We start from the raw sequence: 17452 nt of genomic DNA on the forward strand, positions 1-17452 counted from the left end.
GGGGGTCGTGTGCTTGCCCTTCCACGCTAGGCGGGGGCCGCCTCACGGCGCTTCTCCGCGATTGCGGAATCCGCCGGCCCAGAACAGCGCGTAGCAGCCGGGTATCAGGGCGGCGCCGCGGCCGAGGTGCCTGCGGCGGTACTCGGTCGGGGTGAGCCCGGTGTACTGCTTGAAGCGGCTGGAGAAGGTGCCGAGGCTGGAGAAGCCCACGAGCGTGCAGATCTCGGTGACGGCCAGGTCCGCCGTGCGCAGCATCTCCTCCGCGCGCTCGATGCGGCGCCGGCTCAGGTACTGCCCTGGCGTCTCCCCGTACACCGCCTTGAAGGAGCGCACGAAGTGGTAGCGGGAGTAGCCGGCGTGCGCGGCCACCGCGTCCAGGTCCAGCGGCTGGGCCCAGTCGCGGTCCATCGCGTCCTTGGCCAGCCGCAGCTGCCGCAGGAGCCGGAGGTTCGCCGCCATACGACGATGCTCGCACGGGGGTCGGACACCGACCCCCGTGCGAGCACGGGTCACAGCGGGTGGAGAGGGAGGGAGCGGGGACGGGCGGGGACGGGGCTCAGAAGGCCTCGACCGCTGCCACGACCTCCTGCTCGCCGCCCTTCTCCTCGGTGGCCTTGGCGGACGGGCCGCCGCGCAGCGGGATCTCCTTGAGGAAGAACGCGACGATGAAGCCGACGACGCTGAGCGCCGCGCCCCACAGGAAGACGGAGTGCGTACCGGTCGCGACCGCGTGGAGGTACGCGTCCCTCACCGCCTCGGGCAGCTTGGCCAGGCTCTTCGGGTCCATCTGACCGGACCCGCCGGCGACCGCCGACCCGGAGCCGCCCATCCGGGCGGTCATGGTGTCCTGCACCTTGTTCACGAAGATCGAGCCGAAGAGCGCGACACCGAAGGAGCCGCCGATCGTGCGGAACAGGGTGGAGGACGAGGAGCCGACGCCGATGTCCTTCATCTCGACGCTGTTCTGCGCGATCAGCATGGTGATCTGCATCAGGAAGCCCATGCCGGCGCCGAGCACGGCCATCCACACGCCGGAGACGAAGCGGGAGGTGTCGGTGTCCATGGTCGACAGGAGGTAGAGCCCTGCGGTGATCAGGGCGCCGCCGATGATCGGGAAGATCTTGTACTTGCCGGTCTGTGTGGTGACCCGGCCCGCGATGAGCGAGACCACCATCATCGACAGCAGCATCGGCAGGAGCAGCAGACCGGAGTTCGTCGCCGAGGCGCCCTGGACGGTCTGCTGGTACAGCGGCAGGAACGTGATCGCGCCGAACATCACGAAACCGACCAGGAAGCCGATCACCGAGATCAGCGAGAAGTTGCGGCTGCGGAAGATGTGCAGCGGCATCACCGGCTCGGCCGCGCGGGTCTCGGCGAACAGGAAGGCGGCGAGCGCGACCACGCCGAGCGCGAGCAGTCCGAAGATCTGGACGGACGCCCAGGGGTACTCCTTGCCGCCCCAGGTGGTGAGGAGGACCAGCGAGGTGATGCCGACGGTGAGCAGGATCGCGCCGAGGTAGTCGATGCGCGCCTGGACCCGCTTCTTCGGCAGGTGCAGCACCGCCGAGATCACGAAGAGCGCGACCACGCCGAGCGGCAGGTTGATGTAGAAGCTCCAGCGCCAGCCCCAGTTGTCGGTGATGCTGCCGCCGACCAGCGGGCCGCCGATCATGGCGACCGCCATGACGCCGGCCATCATGCCCTGGTACTTGCCTCGCTCACGGGGCGGGATCAGGTCACCGATGATCGCCATGACGCCGACGATCAGGCCACCGGCGCCCAGGCCCTGAATGGCGCGGAAGGCGATCAGCTGCCCCATGTCCTGCGCCATGCCGGACAGCGCCGAACCGATCAGGAAGAGCACGATCGAGCCCATGAAGATGCCCTTGCGACCGTACATGTCGCCGAGCTTGCCCCAGATGGGAGTCGACGCGGCCGTCGCGAGGGTGTAGGCGGTGACCACCCACGACAGGTGCTCAAGGCCTCCCAGTTCGCCGACGATGGTGGGCATCGCCGTGCCGACGATCATGTTGTCGAGCATCGCGAGCAGCATCGCGATCATCAGCCCGAACAGCACCACACGCACACTGCGCTGCGGTGCCTCGGCGGTGTCCGCCATTACAAGCTCCCCTACTTGTCACGCACTCGTCGTGAGTTGCTTACCTGCCGCCCGGCTAGTTGCCCCGGGCATCCTGAATGTAAGGCGCTAACTAGCCGGGCGTCAAGTAAGTTAAAGTTCGCCCATGGCCACGCCGCACACGCGCAGAGGTGATACGCGCCGTCGCATCCAGGACGTCGCGCTCGAGCTGTTCGCACATCAGGGGTACGAGAAGACCTCCCTGCGCGAGATCGCCGAGCACCTCGACGTCACCAAGGCGGCGCTGTACTACCACTTCAAGACCAAGGAAGACATCCTCATCGGCATCGTGGAGGATCTGACCTCCCCGGTCGACGAGTTGATCGAGTGGGCAGCCGAGCAGCCCCGCACCATGGAGACCAAGTACGAGGTGCTGCGCCGCTACAGCGAGGCGCTGTGGATCGCTGGGCCGCTCTTCCGCTTCCTCCAGGAGAACCAGGCCACGGTCCGCGAGCTCAGCATCGGCGAGGCCTTCAAGTCCAAGCTGTTCGCCGTGCACTCGTTGCTGCGCGAACCCGACGCCCCGCTCGCCGACCAGGTGCGCTCGATCACCGCCGTCTTCGCCATGCACGCGGGCATGTTCACCACGCAGAACATCGAGGGCGACCCCGAGGAGAAGCGCGCAGCCGTCCTCGAGGTCGCCCAGGGGCTCATCGCCGAGACCTACCGGGGTGACCGGGGGCAGGGCGGAGCGGGTGAAGCGGGTGGGGCAGAGGGACCGGATCGGTCACCGCAGGGTCAGACCGAGACGCCCTCGGCCCGCAGGAAGGGCAGCGGGCTCACCGAGGAGCCGTAGTACGGGGTCTTGCGGATCTCGAAGTGCAGGTGCGGGCCGGTGCTGTTGCCGGTGTTGCCGGACAGCGCGATCTGCTCTCCGGTGTTCACGTGCTCGCCGACGCGCACCTGGATCTTCGACAGGTGGCCGTACTGCGAGTACGTGTTGTCCGCGTGGCGGATGACGATGTTGTTGCCGTAGGCGCCGCCCCAGCCGGCCGTCACGACGGTGCCGCCGTGCACGGCGTGCACATCGGTGCCGATGGAGACCGCGAAGTCCTGGCCGGAGTGCTTGTGCGCCCAGTGGGCGCCGTTCTTCATGTAGCCGGCGGAGAGCTGGTAGTGCTTGACCGGGGTCATCCAGGCGGCGGAGACCCGCTGCTGGTGCGCGACGTGCAACTGGGTGCGGGCATGACGGTCGGCCGTGTTCGCCACGGCGGCGCGCTTCTGCACGTCCGCCTGGGCGCGGGTGGCCTCCGCCAGCTTGCCGGCCGCGCCCATCCCCAGCAGCCCCGGCTCCTTGGTCTCGGCCATTGCCGTGCCCGCTGCACCGAGCGCCAGCGACGCCACGACGCCGGCGGTCACGACGGCGCCGCGGCCGCGGATGACGGAGTGGGAGAAGTTGGGCTTGAGCATGCAATTACCTCGCGGAAATAGCCGGATACGTCGTTGCGGTTGTCGGCCGCGAGTCACAGGTAACCCGGCATTCCCGGCGGGGACAAACCCCTGCATGCACTATTCGGCATCGTAGACATGGCCCTCGATGCGGCCCTGATCCCTTTTCCACGGGGCCGGACTCCCCTATTGCCCTTCGTACGTGCCCCAGGTCACGTGGGTCAGGTCACCACCCCTGGGACCAAAGGAAATGGCCCCCTAAGGACGAAAGACCGCCCCTGGGGACCAAAGTCCTGTGGCCCGCGCCACCTGCCCGGAGAAAGCCGTCACGGCCTTTCTTCAACGGAATTCAGTGCGACAAGGACGACGGACGTGCGGCCGTCGGCGACCGACCGGAAGCGCGACGGGGCGACCGAGGCGTCCAGGGACCAGCGCTGGGCGGGGCGGCTGTTGCGCGGTGCGAGGACGACCCCGGCGCCGCGCTCCGCACCGTCCGGAGCGACGGCGAGCTGCTGGTTCCAGCGCGGCACGAGGTCGCCGGTGAGCGTCAGGTCGTAGCGCACGTCCTGTGCGCCGGTAACGAACGAAGCCGTGCACAGCGCCAGTTCGAGCGCCGCACCCCGGTGCGAGTTCAGGCAGTACGAGGGCTCGGCGACGCTGCGCAGCAGCCCGTCCCGTTCGTACGTCCAGAACTGGGTGGCCCCGGAGTCGCACACCTGGGTACGCGCCGTGGTGCCCAGGACCGTCCCGCGACCGGTCAGGTCGACGCACAGGTCGCTGCCCTGGTTGCGCAGCCGCCCCCGCAGCCCCTCGCCCGGCGCAGGGTCGGCGGTGACGGCGCCGGAGCCGGGCGCTCTGGCGGACGCCGAACCCGTGGGCGGGACGGAGGCGGAGGCGGTGAGGGACGCGCCCGGGAAGACACCCGCCGAGGACCGGTCGTCGGTGCCGTCGTCCGACAGCAGCCCGGCGAGCCCTGCGACGGCAGCCACGAGCAGCACGACGCCGCCGACCCCCAGGGCGGTCGCTCCGGCCGCTCCCGGCCGCCGACGGCCGCGCAGCAGCCCTCCTGACCCCCGGCGCCGGGCGCCGTGCCGGGGCCCCGACGGGCCGCCGGGGCGACCGCCCGGAGCGGCCGCGGCATCGTTGTCACGCGCCGCACGGCGCGCGGGGCGGGAGTCGAGATAGGTCCGCGCCTCCCAGACCAGCACCGCCTCGGCGATCAGCGCGCCCAAGCGGTCCTTGGACTGGTCGAGTTGCTCCGCGGCATACCGGCAGTGGTCGCATTTGGCGATGTGGCGCTGCAGATCGGGCACGAGGTCGGCGCCCCCGCGGTGGAGGGAGATGTCCAGCAGCCGGCTGAACTGCAGGCAGCTCTCGTACGGGGCCAGGTCGCGGTGGGCCTGGACACAGGCCTCACGGAAGCGGGTGCGCGCGAGCTCCAGCTGCCCGGCGGCCTTCTCCTGGCCGACGCCGAGCAGGGCGGCCGGCACGGCCACGGTCTCCGCGTCGACCTCGACGTGCCAGAGCAGGCAGCGGGCGGGTTCGGGGAGCCGCTGGAACGCCCGGTGGACCAGCCTGCGGTTGTCCGGGACGGCCAGGCGCGGGTCGGTCTGGTCCCCGCGGAGCCGCAGGCCGCGGTGGAGGGAGGCGCGCCGGCGGTCCGTGGCCCATTCCTCCGCGATGCGGTGGACGGTGACCAGGAGCTCCGGGCGCCAGGCCGCCGACGGCCCGGTCAGCCGCAGTGTGTCGACGAAGACCCGGGTGAAGGCCGCCGACGCGAGGATGCCCGCGGCGTGCCCGGAGACGGAGCACAACTCCGCGTACTCGAAGACCGGCCGCCAGTGGCGGGCCAGCAACTCCTCGAAGGGCTGGTGGACGGCTTTCTTTCCCGAGAAGTTTCTGAGCTCCACCGACAGGGCCTCGTCCGGAACGTCGAACAAATGGCCGGGGTGCGGGGAATTCGAGGGATGCGAATCCTTCAACGAGCGTTTCCTTCCGCGTACGCCGCACCGGGAAAAGTACGAACCATTCCACCGTCGGGCACGCAGCTACGTGGGGGGACGCGGGACCGGGACACCGGGAGAGGTACTCTCCCCCTTCGCCTGGAGCAGCTCATCGGGAATGCCCGCGGGAATGACGGCACGACACCGGCCCACGGAGAAGGAAGACAGAAGGAAGAGGTTCCCGCGCGCGAGCAGGGCTCACCTTTCCATAAATCAGACGAGCACAACAAGGGTCGGTTCATCGGGAACACAAATGAGCCGGCCCCGCCCGTACTTATGTACGGACGGGGCCGGCCCCGGTGTTCGACGACGCGTGACTAGGCGTCCTTGCTGAGGTTCGGGCCCGAACCTCCGCTGCCGGCCGCCTCGACCGGCGGGGCGTCGGCGACGGCCACCTTCTCCTCACCGCGGAAGGTGAACTTGATGTTCTCGCCCTCGCCCTCGGTGCCCACGACCACGATGTGACCGGTGCGCAGCTCACCGAAGAGGATCTTCTCGGAGAGCACGTCCTCGATCTCGCGCTGGATCGTCCGGCGCAGCGGCCGGGCACCCAGCACGGGGTCGTAGCCGCGCTTGGCGAGCAGGGACTTGGCCTCGGGACTGAGCTCGATGCACATGTCCTTGTCCCTGAGGCGCTCGTCCACCCGGGCGATCATGAGGTCGACGATCTGGATGATGTCTTCCTCGCTGAGCTGGTGGAAGACCACGATGTCGTCGACACGGTTCAGGAACTCGGGGCGGAAGTGCTGCTTGAGCTCCTCGCCGACCTTGGCCTTCATCCGCTCGTACCCGGTCTTGACGTCGCCCGCGGCCGCGAAGCCGAGGTTGAAGCCCTTGGAGATGTCCCGGGTGCCCAGGTTGGTGGTCATGATGATGACCGTGTTCTTGAAGTCCACGACCCGGCCCTGGGAGTCGGTCAGACGACCGTCCTCCAGGATCTGCAGCAGGCTGTTGAAGATGTCCGGGTGGGCCTTCTCGACCTCGTCGAAGAGGACGACGGAGAACGGCTTGCGGCGCACCTTCTCGGTGAGCTGGCCGCCCTCCTCGTAGCCGACGTATCCGGGCGGGGAGCCGAAGAGGCGCGAGACGGTGTGCTTCTCGCTGAACTCGGACATGTCGAGCTGGATCAGCGCGTCCTCGTCGCCGAAGAGGAACTCGGCGAGCGTCTTGGACAGCTCGGTCTTACCGACGCCGGACGGACCGGCGAAGATGAACGAGCCACCGGGGCGCTTGGGGTCCTTCAGACCGGCCCGCGTACGGCGGATCGCCTGCGAGAGGGCCTTGATCGCGTCCTTCTGGCCGATGACGCGCTTGTGCAGCTCGTCCTCCATGCGCAGCAGACGCGAGGACTCCTCCTCGGTGAGCTTGAAGACCGGGATGCCCGTGGCGGTGGCCAGGACCTCGGCGATCAGCTCCTCGTCGACCTCGGCGACGACGTCCATGTCGCCGGCCTTCCACTCCTTCTCGCGCTTGGTCTTGCCGGCAAGGAGCTGCTTCTCCTTGTCGCGCAGCGAGGCCGCCTTCTCGAAGTCCTGCGAGTCGATCGCGGACTCCTTCTCCCGGCGCACGTCGGCGATCTTCTCGTCGAACTCGCGGAGGTCCGGCGGAGCGGTCATCCGGCGGATGCGCATCCGGGAACCGGCCTCGTCGATCAGGTCGATCGCCTTGTCCGGCAGGAAGCGGTCCGAGATGTAGCGGTCGGCGAGGGTCGCCGCGGCCACCAGGGCGGCGTCCGTGATGGACACGCGGTGGTGGGCCTCGTAGCGGTCCCGCAGGCCCTTGAGGATCTCGATGGTGTGCGGCAGCGACGGCTCCGCGACCTGGATGGGCTGGAAGCGGCGCTCCAGGGCCGCGTCCTTCTCCAGGTGCTTGCGGTACTCGTCGAGCGTCGTCGCGCCGATGGTCTGCAGCTCACCGCGAGCGAGCATCGGCTTCAGGATCGAGGCGGCGTCGATCGCGCCCTCGGCGGCACCCGCACCCACCAGGGTGTGGAGCTCGTCGATGAACAGGATGATGTCGCCGCGGGTGCGGATCTCCTTGAGCACCTTCTTCAGGCGCTCCTCGAAGTCACCGCGGTAGCGGGAGCCGGCGACCAGGGCACCGAGGTCAAGCGTGTAGAGCTGCTTGTCCTTCAGCGTCTCGGGGACCTCGCCCTTGACGATGGCCTGGGCCAGGCCCTCGACGACGGCGGTCTTGCCGACGCCGGGCTCGCCGATCAGGACGGGGTTGTTCTTGGTGCGGCGCGACAGCACCTGCATCACGCGCTCGATCTCCTTCTCGCGCCCGATCACCGGGTCGAGTTTGGTCTCACGAGCGGCCTGGGTGAGGTTGCGGCCGAACTGGTCCAGGACGAGCGAGGTCGAGGGGGTGCCCTCGGCGGGGCCGCCGGCGGTGGCGGCCTCCTTGCCCTGGTAGCCGGAGAGCAGCTGGATGACCTGCTGCCGCACCCGGTTGAGATCGGCGCCCAGCTTCACGAGGACCTGGGCGGCGACGCCCTCACCCTCGCGGATCAGGCCGAGCAGGATGTGCTCCGTACCGATGTAGTTGTGGCCGAGCTGGAGGGCCTCGCGGAGCGACAGCTCCAGGACCTTCTTGGCCCGGGGGGTGAAGGGGATGTGACCGGACGGGGCTTGCTGCCCCTGGCCGATGATCTCCTCGACCTGCTGGCGGACCGCCTCGAGCGAAATCCCGAGGCTCTCCAGGGCCTTAGCGGCGACACCCTCACCCTCGTGGATAAGGCCCAGGAGGATGTGCTCGGTGCCGATGTAGTTGTGGTTGAGCATCCGGGCTTCTTCCTGAGCCAGGACGACAACCCGCCGCGCGCGGTCGGTGAACCTCTCGAACATCGTTAATCGCTCCTCAGAGCGGTCGGGCAGTTAGGGGCGTGTCCCCTCCCTGTCCTTCCGCATGCTAGTCCCGCACAGCGGGGCAGCTCACTTCAACCGTCGACACCTCGCGAGGTCGTTTACCCCCGCGCCGTCGACAACAGCCACAACTTGATGGTGCGAGACGATGTTCCCGCAGGCCAGGCGGATAGCCCTTTATCCAGTACGCCGAGGGCGAACGCCCCGCCTGTCCGACATGCCCGTCGTCCCTTCCCACTAGGTATTTCTTACCCGCTCCCACCGACAGTCCATGCGGGGAGCGCGCCCGCTGTCTGCTACGGGCGAACAGGCTTGCGTCCAAGGAATGCACGGAAAGTGACGGGATTCCGTCACCCGGGTACTCCTGGTGACGACCCTCGTAACCGGGGCCGGGTCCGCGGCGTTGCGCACGGCATGCAGGGCTTGCGAGGCATTCAGCGCATGGGGCGCACGACGGGCATGGACGCCCTCGACGTGCCCGCGGCGGCGGGGTACGAGGTCCTGGACCGCTTCCCGGCCCCGCGGACCGGGCCGGTGGCCCTGGAGGGGCCGCGCATGCGGTTCTACGTGGCCGCCGGCGGGGCCGCGGAACTGCCCGGGCTCCTGGACTGGCTGGAGTGGACCGGCGTCCCGCTGGACCTGGTACCCCTTCAGGGGACCCCGGAGCCCGCGGCTCCGGCGGAATCCGCCGTCCCGCGGAACGGCGACGCGCCCGTGTGGCTGCGTCCACCCGGTACGGGCGGGCACAGCCACACGGGCGCGCCGCACTTGCCCGCCTTGTCCGTCGCGGGCTGCTCGGCCGACGGGGGGCCCGTCGGCCTGGTGGCGCTGGTGTCCGCGCTGGCGAACGCCTGCCACCGGGTCCGGCTGCGCACCGGCAGGACCGGTCAGCCGTGCTCCTTCTCGTACGCCTCGCGGATCTGCGCCGGGACGCGGCCGCGGTCGTTGACCTCGTAACCCGCCTCCTTGGCCCAGGCGCGGATCTTCGCGGTGTCCTGGCTCGCCGAGCCGCCACGGGAGGCGGCCTTCACGGTGCGGCCGCGGCCCGCACGGCCGCCGGTGCGCCGGCCGCCGTCCACGTAGGGGCTCAGCAGGCCGCGGAGCTTGTCGGCGTTGTCGGTGGTGAGATCGATCTCGTAAGTCACTCCATCGAGTGCGAACGTCACGGTCTCATCCGCCTCGCCGCCGTCGAGGTCGTCAACAAGAAGGACCTGAACCTTCTGTGCCACCGGCTTCCCTTTCATCGAATACGGATAACCGGTAAAAGCAAACCGCCTTTTCCCGGAAAACTCAAACCCCTTGCCCGAACTGCTCCGGTCCCTCACGCTGTACGCGGTCTTCCACCGGGGAACGTATCGGACATACTGTTGTGCAGGAGACGGCCGCGGAGCGGCGTCAGAGATGCAACAGCATCCGGCTGTTGCCCAAGGTGTTCGGTTTCACTCGTTCGAGGTCGAGGAACTCGGCCACGCCCTCGTCCTTTGAGCGCAGCAGCTCCCCGAAGACATCGCCGTCGACCGGCGTCTCACCGATCTGCACGAAGCCGTGCTTGACGAAGAAGTCCACTTCGAAGGTGAGGCAGAAAATTCGCCGCACTCCCAGCCAACGCGCGGTCTGCAGCAGCTTCTCCAGTACGAGATGCCCGATGCCGTTGCCGTGGTGGACCGGGTCGACCGCGAGAGTGCGCACCTCGGCGAGGTCCTCCCACATGACGTGGAGGGCCCCGCAGGCCACGACCTCGGCGTCCTGATCGCGTTCGGCGACCCAGAACTCCTGGATGTCCTCGTAAAGCGTGACCGTCGGCTTGTCCAGCAGGATGCGGTCCCGGACATAGGCGTCGAGCAGTCGCCGGACGGCCGGCACATCACCGGTGCGCGCCCGGCGGATGGTGACGTCATTTGAAGCGACGGGCATGTACGGACGCTATCGTCCTCCGGATCCCGGCGTCTCGCCGGGGTCTGCGGGTTCAGTGGGTTCTGCCGGTTGAGCGGATTGGACGACGCGCATTGCGTCCCTGAGCGCTTCTCGCTGTTCCGCCGACATCATCCCGAAGAAGGCGACAAGAGCCGCCGCCGGGTTGTCACTCGCGGCCCACGCCTCGTGCATCAGCGCGGCCGAGTATGCGGCACGCGTGGAAACCGCCTCATAGCGATAGGCGCGCCCTTCGGCTTCCCGGCGCAGCCAGCCCTTCTGATGGAGGTTGTCCATTACGGTCATGACCGTCGTGTACGCGATGGAACGCTCGAGGCGCAGATCTTCGAGCACTTCGCGTACCGTCACCGGGCGGTTCCAGCGCCACACCCTGGTCATGACGGCGTCTTCGAGGTCTCCCAGAGGACGGGGCACACCCGAATACTAGTGGCAATCGGGAAAAATACCCCGGAATGCCGGAGAACCCCGGGCGTCAGGCCCGGGGCTCGGCTCCGCCCGGCCGGGGGGCCGTGACGGCGGGGGCGGAGGCGACCTTCACGGAGAGCGCGGTGTCGACCACCGCGTCCTCCTTGGCCTTGTTGGCTCCGCCCTGGCTCTTGATCAGCGTCCTGATGAGGAAGGTGAACGCGATGGCCATCACGGCCGGGGGCACGAGCGCGGAGACGTAGTCCATGCGACCAGAGTAGCCACGCCCCCGCGCGGCCCCGTCGGCCGGTCGGCCCGGACGGCCCGCCAGCCCCGCCGAAACGAGTCAGCCCGTGGCGAGCTGTTCCGGCGGCGGGGGCGGGGTGCGGCGACGCGGCGGGAAGATCTCCGCCGGGGTGGGCACCTTGCGCTTGGGCTCGTCGCCCTCGGGAGTGCCGGGATCGGCCGGCGGCGTTCTCGGGTCCGGTCGCGGCGACGGCTTCGGCTCCTGGCCCCGGCCGCGTTCCGCGGGGTCGTCGGCGGCGGTCCTGCCACCGGGCAGGGCGCGCAGCCTGGTGCGCCCCAGGCGCGTCGTGACGGGCGGCGAGGCGGGTGCGGGGATGCGGGCCGCCAGCCGGGCGCGGACGTCCAGCTCCGCGAGGTGCTCGCAGCGGCGCAGCACGCCGTATCTGCGGTGCGTCTCGGCCGCGGAGGAAGGATGGGTGCGCAGCATGCGCAGCGCCGTGAGGTCGTCCGGCACGGGGACGTAGCCGGTGTCGAGCGCACCGGTCAGCCGCTCGAGGTAGCCGGCCGCGCTGCCGGGCAGGGCCGCCCGGTAGCGGGCGAGCTCCGCGAGCAGGAACGTGCGCAGTCGCCCGGCCTCCCGGGCCGCCTCGTCCACGTCCTCGACAAGACGCAGATAGTCCCGCACATCGTCGGGCGTGGGGGTCGTGGTGCTGGACTGGAGGGCCGCTGAGAGGGCGCGCCGGAGCACGCGCAGTTCATCCGCGCTGAACGCCATTCCGCCTCGGGACCCGTGTGGCGTGGGCATGCACCGACTTTACGTACTAAGCGGACAAAATACGCGTAACCAGATATGCCCGGCGTGCCGTGCCGACGGCCGCCCGACGACCCGCCCGGCGCCCGTCAGGTGGCCTGGACGTTGCGCTCGTAGACCAGGCGCAGACCGATGAGCGTCAGCCACGGCTCGTGGACGTCGATGGCCGCCGACTCGCCCAGGACCAGGGGCGCCAGGCCGCCGGTGGCGATGACGGTGACGTCGTCGGGGTCGTCCGCGAGCTCCCGGGCCATCCGCTCGGCCACGCCGTCCACCTGGCCCGCGAAGCCGTACAGGATGCCGGACTGCATCGCCTCGATGGTGTTCTTGCCGATGACGCTGCGCGGGCGGGTCAGTTCGACCTTGCGCAGCTGCGCGCCCCGCGCCCCGAGGGCGTCCACGGAGATCTCGATGCCGGGGGCGATGGCGCCGCCGGCGTACTCGCCGCGCACGGTGACCGCGTCGAACGTGGTGGCCGTGCCGAAGTCCACGACGATGCACGGGCCGCCGTACAGATGCACGGCGGCCAGCGAGTTGATGATCCGGTCGGAGCCGACCTCCTTGGGGTTGTCGGCGAGCACCGGGACCCCGGTCTTCACCCCGGGCTCCACGAGGACCGCGGGGACGTCGCCGTAGTAGCGGCGGGTCACCTCGCGCAGTTCGTGCAGCACGGACGGCACCGTGGAGCAGATCGCGATGCCGTGGATGCCGTCGCCGAGCTCCTCGCCGAGCAGCGGGTGCATGCCCATCAGGCCCTGCATCAGGACCGCCAGCTCGTCCGCCGTGCGGCGCGGGTCGGTGGAGACCCGCCAGTGCTCGATGATCTCGTCCCCGTCGAACAGCCCCAGGACGGTGTGGGTGTTGCCGACGTCGATGGTGAGAAGCATCAGTCCCGCTCCGGCCCTTCGCCCTCGGACCCCACTGCACTCGCGGGGCGCAGGTCGAGGCCGATGTCGAGAATCGGCGACGAGTGCGTCAGGGCGCCCACGGCCAGGTAGTCCACGCCGGTCTCGGCGTAGGCCTGGGCGGTCTCCAGGGTGAGCCGGCCCGAGGACTCCAGGGCGGCGCGGCCGGCGACCAGCGCCACGGCCTCCTCGGTCTCGCCGGGAGTGAAGTTGTCCAGCAGGATCAGGTCCGCGCCCGCCTCCAGGACCTCGCGGACCTGGTGCAGGGTGTCGGCCTCGACCTCGATGGCCAGGTCCGGGAACTCGTCCCGTACGGCCTTGAAGGCGGCCGCGACGCCGCCCGCGGCGACCACGTGGTTGTCCTTGACCAGGGCCGCGTCCGACAGCGACATGCGGTGGTTGACGCCGCCGCCGCAGCGCACCGCGTACTTCTCCAGCGCGCGCAGCCCCGGGGTGGTCTTGCGGGTGTCGCGGACCCGGGCGTTCGTGCCCTCCAGCAGGTCCGCCCAGCGGCGGGTCGTGGTGGCGATGCCGGACATCCGGCACAGCAGGTTGAGCGCGCTGCGCTCGGCGGTCAGCAGGTCCCTCGTCCGGGTGCGGACGGAGAGCAGCACCTGGCCGGCCTCGACCCGGTCGCCGTCCTCGACGTGCCGTTCCACCTCGAACTCGTCGGTGCAGACCACGGACAAGATCGCCTCGGCGACCCGCAGACCGGCCACCACGCCCGCCTCACGGGCGGTGAAGTCGCCAGTGGCGAAGGCGTCCTCGGGGATCGTGGCGACGGTGGTGACGTCCACCCCGCCGTCCAGGTCCTCCTCGATCGCCATGTGGGCGATGTCCTCGACCAGCACCGGGTCCAGGCCGGCGTCCGCCAGCAGCTGGGCCAGGCCCGGGTCGAGGCCGCACTCCTGGGGGTCGTACCCGTGCTCCTCGCCGGCGCCGCAGCCGCAGCCGTCACCGCAGCCACCGCCCCCGCCGCCGCTCGGGCCGCCGATCTGCAGGAGGGGTTGGTCGGGCGTGCTCATCGCTGCTGCTCCGTTCCAGGGCGGGTCGGGTGGGGTCCCCCTGGCCGGGGGCCGGGGGCGAAGTCCGCTGTGTCGGTGGTGCGGATGGTGAGAGTAGCGGGTGTCGCGGGCAGCGCCGCGCCCAGCCGCAGGCCCCGGGAGGCGGGCGGGTCGAGGGTGGCGACGATGTGCCGGCGCCAGTTGGCGTCGTCCCGCGCGGGGCGGTCCTCGCGCCAGTGGCAGCCGCGGGTCTCCTCACGGCGCCGGGCGGCCTCGACGAGCACCCGGGCGACCAGGCAGAGGTTGGACGCCTCCCAGGTCTCCACGCAGGGCTCCGCGGTCTTGCCGTCGCGCTCCAGCAGCTCGGCGGCGTCGGCGTACATCCGGTGCAGGGCCCCGGCCGCCTCCTCCAGGCTGGCGGCGCTGCGCAGCACGCCCGCACCGCGCGTCATGATCCGCTGGATCCCGTACCGCGCCTCGGAGGGCAGCAGCGGGAAGCGGCTCGGGGCGGGGATCACCGGGGCGCCGGGGTCCGCCGGGTGGGCGGCGATGTCGGCGGCGATCCGTTCGGCGAAGACCAGCCCTTCGAGGAGGGAGTTCGACGCGAGCCGGTTGGCGCCGTGCACACCGGTGCAGGCGACCTCGCCGCAGGCGTACAGGCCCGGCACGGTCGTCCGGCCGCGCAGGTCGGTGCGGACGCCGCCGGAGGCGTAGTGCGCGGCCGGGGCGACCGGGATCAGCCCGGTCACCGGGTCGATGCCGTGGGCGCGGCAGGCGGCCAGGATCGTGGGGAAGCGCTTGCTCCACATCTCGGCCCCGAAGTGCCGGCCGTCGAGGTACATGTGCTCTGCGCCGGTCTCCTGCATCCGGCGCATGATGCCCTTGGCGACGATGTCCCGGGGGGCCAGCTCGGCCAGCTCGTGCTGCCCCTGCATGAAGCGCACGCCCTCTGCGTCCACGAGGTGGGCGCCCTCGCCGCGCACCGCCTCGGAGACCAGCGGCTGCTGGCCCTCCGCGTCCGCGCCGAGGAAGAGCACCGTCGGGTGGAACTGGACGAACTCCAGGTCCGACACCTCCGCCCCGGCGCGCAGCGCCAGCGCCACGCCGTCACCGGTCGACACCGCGGGGTTGGTCGTCGCGGAGAACACCTGCCCCATGCCGCCGGTGGCCAGCACCACCGCACGGGCCCGGACCGAGCCGACCCCGTCGCGCTGCCCCGCGCCCATCACGTGCAGGCTCACCCCGGCGGTGTTGCCCGCGGCGTCGGTGAGCAGGTCCAGGACGAGGGCGTTCTCGATGAGTTCGATCTTCCCCTGGCCTTCGGCATGGGGGACCCCGGCTTCCCGCACGGCCTCGATGAGGGCCCGGGAGATCTCCGCGCCCGTCGCGTCGCCGCCGGCGTGGGCGATGCGGCGGCGGTGGTGGCCGCCCTCGCGGGTCAGCAGGATCTCGCCGGTGGTCTCGCTGGTGTCGAAGTGCGCGCCCGTCGCCATCAGCCGGCGCACCGCGTCGGGGCCCTCGGTGACCAGGACGCGGACCGCCTCCTCGTCGCACAGCCCGGCGCCCGCCACCAAGGTGTCGTCCAGGTGCTGCGCCGGGGTGTCGCCCTCGCCGAGGGCCGCGGCGATGCCGCCCTGGGCCCAGCGGGTGGAGCCGTCGTCGAGATGCGCCTTGGTCACCACGGTGACCCGGGCCCCCTGCGCCGCGCAGCGCAGCGCGACCGTCAGCCCGGCGACGCCGGACCCGACCACCACCACGTCGGCCTCGTGCGCCCAGCCGGGCGCGGGGGCGAGCAGCCGTATGCCGGTGGTGCTCACAGGGCGCCTCCGAAGTCGAGTGGCAGATTGTCGATCAACCGGGTCGCACCGACCCGGGCGGCGACGGCGAGCACCGCCGGTCCGGTGTGGTCCGGGGCGGCCTCGGAGAAGTCGCGCGGGTCGGCGAGGGCGAGGTAGTCCACGCTCACGCCCTGTGCGCCGTCCAGTACCGCCCGGGCGGCGGCCCGTACGGCCTCCGGCCCCCGCCCGGCCGCTTCACGGCCGGCGAACAGGGCGCGGGACAGGGCCAGGGCGGTGCGGCGCTCCCCGTCGGAGAGGTAGCGGTTGCGGCTGGACAGGGCCAGGCCGTCCGGCTCGCGCACGGTGGGAACCCCGACGATCTCGACGGGGAAGTTCAGGTCGGTGGCCATGCGCCGGATCAGCGCGAGCTGCTGGGCGTCCTTCTGACCGTAGAACGCGGCGTCGGGCCGGGTCAGGTGGAGCAGCTTGGCGACGACGGTGAGCATCCCGTCGAAGTGGCCGGGGCGGGAGGCGCCCTCGTACCGCTCGCCCATCGGTCCGGCGCTGAGCCGCACCTGGGGCTGCCCGCCGGGGTAGACCTCGTCCGCGGAGGGGGCGAACACGACGTCCGCGCCCGCCTGTTCGGCGACCTTGAGGTCGGCGTCGAGGGTGCGCGGGTAGCGCTCGAAGTCCTCGTTCGGGCCGAACTGGAGCGGGTTGACGAAGACGGTGACGACCACGGTGCCGTCGCCGACCCGTTCGCGGGCGGTGCGGATCAGCGTGGCGTGGCCCTCGTGCAGGGCACCCATCGTCATCACGACGCCCGTCGCGCCGGACCGGCCCTCGACGGCCGCCCTCAGCTCGCGCGCGGTGTGGACCAGTTCCGTCATCGCTCTCCCCCTTCTCCGCCGCCGGGCCGCCCGTCGCCGCCGCTGCGGCCGCTGCCACCGCTGCCACCGCTGCCACCGGTTCCGTCGGCGAGTACGCCGAGCAACGCCTCGGCGAACTCCGCTTTCAGCATGCCGCCGGCCAGCGCGCGGTCCGCGGTGACGCGGGCCATCGCGAGATAGGAGGCCGCCATCTCGGGCGCGTGCTCGCGCAGTTCGGACAGATGGGCGGCGACCGTGCCGGCGTCGCCGCGGGCCACGGGGCCGGTCAGCGCGGCGTCGCCGGAGCGCAGCGCGTTGTCGAGGGCGGCACCGAGCAGCGGGCCGAGCATGCGGCCGGGCTCGGCGACCCCGGAGGCGCGCAGCAGTTCCATGGACTGCGCCACCAGGGTGACCAGATGGTTGGCGCCGATGGCCAGGCCCGCGTGGTAGAGCGGCCGGGCCGACTCCTCGATCCACTCGGGCTCGCCGCCCATCTCGATCACCAGCGCCTCGGCGGCCATCCGCAGCTCCAGCGGGGCCGTGACGCCGAAGGAGCAGCCGGCCAGCCGCTGCACGTCGACGGAGGTGCCGGTGAAGGTCATCGCCGGGTGCAGCGCCAACGGCAGCGCGCCCGCACGCAGTGCGGGGTCCAGGACGCCCGTGCCGTACCGGCCGGAGGTGTGCACCAGCAGCTGGCCCGGCCGCACCGCACCGGTCTCGGCGAGTCCGGTCACCAGGTCCGGCAGCGTGTCGTCGGGGACGGTCAGCAGCACCAGCTCGGCACGGGCCAGCACCTCTGCGGGCTCCACCAGCGGCACGTCGGGCAGCAGGGCGGCGGCCCGGCGGCGTGAGGCGTCGGAGACCCCGGACGCGGCGACCGGGCGGTGCCCGGCCATCCGCAGCGCGGCCGCGAGCGCGGGACCGACCCGTCCCGCGCCGACGACACCGACCGTGAGCCGCGCGGGGCGGGCCTCCACGTCGGGGGGCAGAGGCCCCGGGGAGTGCGATGCGTTCACGCTGGCTTGCCTTCCGTTCCAGTCCTCACGGGGGTACCGGACGTTCTCGTCAATGCTACGCGAATGTTCCCCGGCGCCCTCCGGCACGGCAGG

General features: G+C 71.0%; 16 protein-coding genes and 1 pseudogene. 2 read left to right on the top strand and 15 right to left on the bottom strand.

The genetic code is table 11. The annotated features are described in order from the left end of the window. Positions 1-42: 42 nt before the first annotated feature. Positions 43-459 carry a helix-turn-helix transcriptional regulator gene (locus RV983_RS16630; protein WP_475986560.1) on the bottom strand — a complete coding sequence of 139 codons (417 nt, stop codon included), beginning with the start codon at positions 457-459 and terminating at the stop codon, positions 43-45. Positions 460-556: 97 nt separating this feature from the next. After that, entirely contained in the window at positions 557-2119 is a 1563-nt protein-coding gene (locus tag RV983_RS16635) for an MDR family MFS transporter (protein ID WP_475986561.1), read from the bottom strand. Positions 2120-2243: 124 nt separating this feature from the next. On the opposite strand from RV983_RS16635, the pseudogene RV983_RS16640 reads away from it, so the two are divergent. Beyond that, a pseudogene (locus RV983_RS16640) lies at positions 2244-2810 on the top strand (TetR/AcrR family transcriptional regulator); the annotation flags it as partial. Positions 2811-2875: 65 nt separating this feature from the next. Here RV983_RS16640 and RV983_RS16645 read toward each other — a convergent pair. From RV983_RS16645 to RV983_RS16655, 3 genes are all read right to left on the bottom strand, one after another. Further along, positions 2876-3547: a M23 family metallopeptidase gene (locus RV983_RS16645; RefSeq protein WP_475986562.1), complete on the bottom strand. Its 672-nt coding sequence runs from the start codon at positions 3545-3547 to the stop codon at positions 2876-2878. A gap of 305 nt (positions 3548-3852) precedes the next feature. Beyond that, on the bottom strand, positions 3853-5508 hold the full coding sequence (locus RV983_RS16650) for a ricin-type beta-trefoil lectin domain protein (protein ID WP_475986563.1): 1656 nt from the start codon (positions 5506-5508) through the stop codon (positions 3853-3855). A 338-nt stretch (positions 5509-5846) separates the two neighbouring features. Then, positions 5847-8375, bottom strand: a complete 2529-nt coding sequence (locus RV983_RS16655) for an ATP-dependent Clp protease ATP-binding subunit (protein ID WP_475986564.1) — start codon at positions 8373-8375, stop codon at positions 5847-5849. 459 nt (positions 8376-8834) lie between these two features. On the opposite strand from RV983_RS16655, the gene RV983_RS16660 reads away from it, so the two are divergent. After that, on the top strand, positions 8835-9350 hold the full coding sequence (locus tag RV983_RS16660) for an SCO3374 family protein (RefSeq protein WP_475986565.1): 516 nt from the start codon (positions 8835-8837) through the stop codon (positions 9348-9350). On the opposite strand, the gene RV983_RS16665 is transcribed toward RV983_RS16660, so the two are convergent. The 10 genes from RV983_RS16665 to RV983_RS16710 form a co-directional block, all read right to left on the bottom strand. Next, positions 9281-9622, bottom strand: a complete 342-nt coding sequence (locus tag RV983_RS16665; RefSeq protein ID WP_319663575.1) for a histone-like nucleoid-structuring protein Lsr2 — start codon at positions 9620-9622, stop codon at positions 9281-9283. The two genes, RV983_RS16660 and RV983_RS16665, sit on opposite strands and share 70 nt — an antisense overlap. A 166-nt stretch (positions 9623-9788) precedes the next feature. Beyond that, positions 9789-10307, bottom strand: a complete 519-nt coding sequence (locus tag RV983_RS16670; protein WP_319663574.1) for an amino-acid N-acetyltransferase — start codon at positions 10305-10307, stop codon at positions 9789-9791. A gap of 9 nt (positions 10308-10316) precedes the next feature. Beyond that, a complete protein-coding gene (locus RV983_RS16675; RefSeq protein ID WP_475986566.1) occupies positions 10317-10739 on the bottom strand; it encodes a BlaI/MecI/CopY family transcriptional regulator in 423 nt (140 codons plus the stop codon). Positions 10740-10797: 58 nt separating this feature from the next. Further along, positions 10798-10998 carry a hypothetical protein gene (locus tag RV983_RS16680; RefSeq protein ID WP_475986567.1) on the bottom strand — a complete coding sequence of 67 codons (201 nt, stop codon included), beginning with the start codon at positions 10996-10998 and terminating at the stop codon, positions 10798-10800. 78 nt (positions 10999-11076) lie between these two features. Further along, the gene (locus RV983_RS16685) at positions 11077-11781 is read right to left on the bottom strand and encodes a hypothetical protein (protein WP_475986568.1); all 705 of its coding nucleotides are present in this window, start codon (positions 11779-11781) and stop codon (positions 11077-11079) included. Positions 11782-11876: 95 nt separating this feature from the next. Next, on the bottom strand, positions 11877-12674 hold the full coding sequence (locus tag RV983_RS16690) for a type III pantothenate kinase (RefSeq protein WP_475986569.1): 798 nt from the start codon (positions 12672-12674) through the stop codon (positions 11877-11879). After that, entirely contained in the window at positions 12674-13717 is a 1044-nt protein-coding gene (nadC, locus tag RV983_RS16695; RefSeq protein WP_475986570.1) for a carboxylating nicotinate-nucleotide diphosphorylase, read from the bottom strand. Before nadC ends, RV983_RS16690 begins: the two co-directional genes overlap by 1 nt. Then, a complete protein-coding gene (locus RV983_RS16700; protein ID WP_475986571.1) occupies positions 13714-15513 on the bottom strand; it encodes an L-aspartate oxidase in 1800 nt (599 codons plus the stop codon). Before RV983_RS16700 ends, nadC begins: the two co-directional genes overlap by 4 nt. Continuing rightward, on the bottom strand, positions 15510-16364 hold the full coding sequence (gene panC / locus RV983_RS16705; RefSeq protein ID WP_475986572.1) for a pantoate--beta-alanine ligase: 855 nt from the start codon (positions 16362-16364) through the stop codon (positions 15510-15512). The genes RV983_RS16700 and panC overlap by 4 nt, the downstream gene beginning before the upstream one ends. Then, positions 16361-17359, bottom strand: coding sequence for a Rossmann-like and DUF2520 domain-containing protein (locus RV983_RS16710; RefSeq protein WP_475986573.1), 999 nt, complete (start codon positions 17357-17359; stop codon positions 16361-16363). Before RV983_RS16710 ends, panC begins: the two co-directional genes overlap by 4 nt. Positions 17360-17452 lie beyond the last annotated feature (93 nt).

This window comes from Streptomyces sp. RLA123, assembly GCF_056270165.1.

Coding starts and splice junctions, on each gene's coding strand:
- RV983_RS16645 (WP_475986562.1), bottom strand. CDS start 3,547: ATGCTCAAGCCCAACTTCTCCCACTCCGTCATCCGCGGCCGCGGCGCC.
- RV983_RS16670 (WP_319663574.1), bottom strand. CDS start 10,307: ATGCCCGTCGCTTCAAATGACGTCACCATCCGCCGGGCGCGCACCGGT.
- RV983_RS16690 (WP_475986569.1), bottom strand. CDS start 12,674: ATGCTTCTCACCATCGACGTCGGCAACACCCACACCGTCCTGGGGCTG.
- RV983_RS16680 (WP_475986567.1), bottom strand. CDS start 10,998: ATGGACTACGTCTCCGCGCTCGTGCCCCCGGCCGTGATGGCCATCGCG.
- RV983_RS16635 (WP_475986561.1), bottom strand. CDS start 2,119: ATGGCGGACACCGCCGAGGCACCGCAGCGCAGTGTGCGTGTGGTGCTG.
- RV983_RS16685 (WP_475986568.1), bottom strand. CDS start 11,781: ATGCCCACGCCACACGGGTCCCGAGGCGGAATGGCGTTCAGCGCGGAT.
- nadC (WP_475986570.1), bottom strand. CDS start 13,717: ATGAGCACGCCCGACCAACCCCTCCTGCAGATCGGCGGCCCGAGCGGC.
- RV983_RS16655 (WP_475986564.1), bottom strand. CDS start 8,375: ATGTTCGAGAGGTTCACCGACCGCGCGCGGCGGGTTGTCGTCCTGGCT.
- panC (WP_475986572.1), bottom strand. CDS start 16,364: ATGACGGAACTGGTCCACACCGCGCGCGAGCTGAGGGCGGCCGTCGAG.
- RV983_RS16630 (WP_475986560.1), bottom strand. CDS start 459: ATGGCGGCGAACCTCCGGCTCCTGCGGCAGCTGCGGCTGGCCAAGGAC.
- RV983_RS16660 (WP_475986565.1), top strand. CDS start 8,835: ATGGGGCGCACGACGGGCATGGACGCCCTCGACGTGCCCGCGGCGGCG.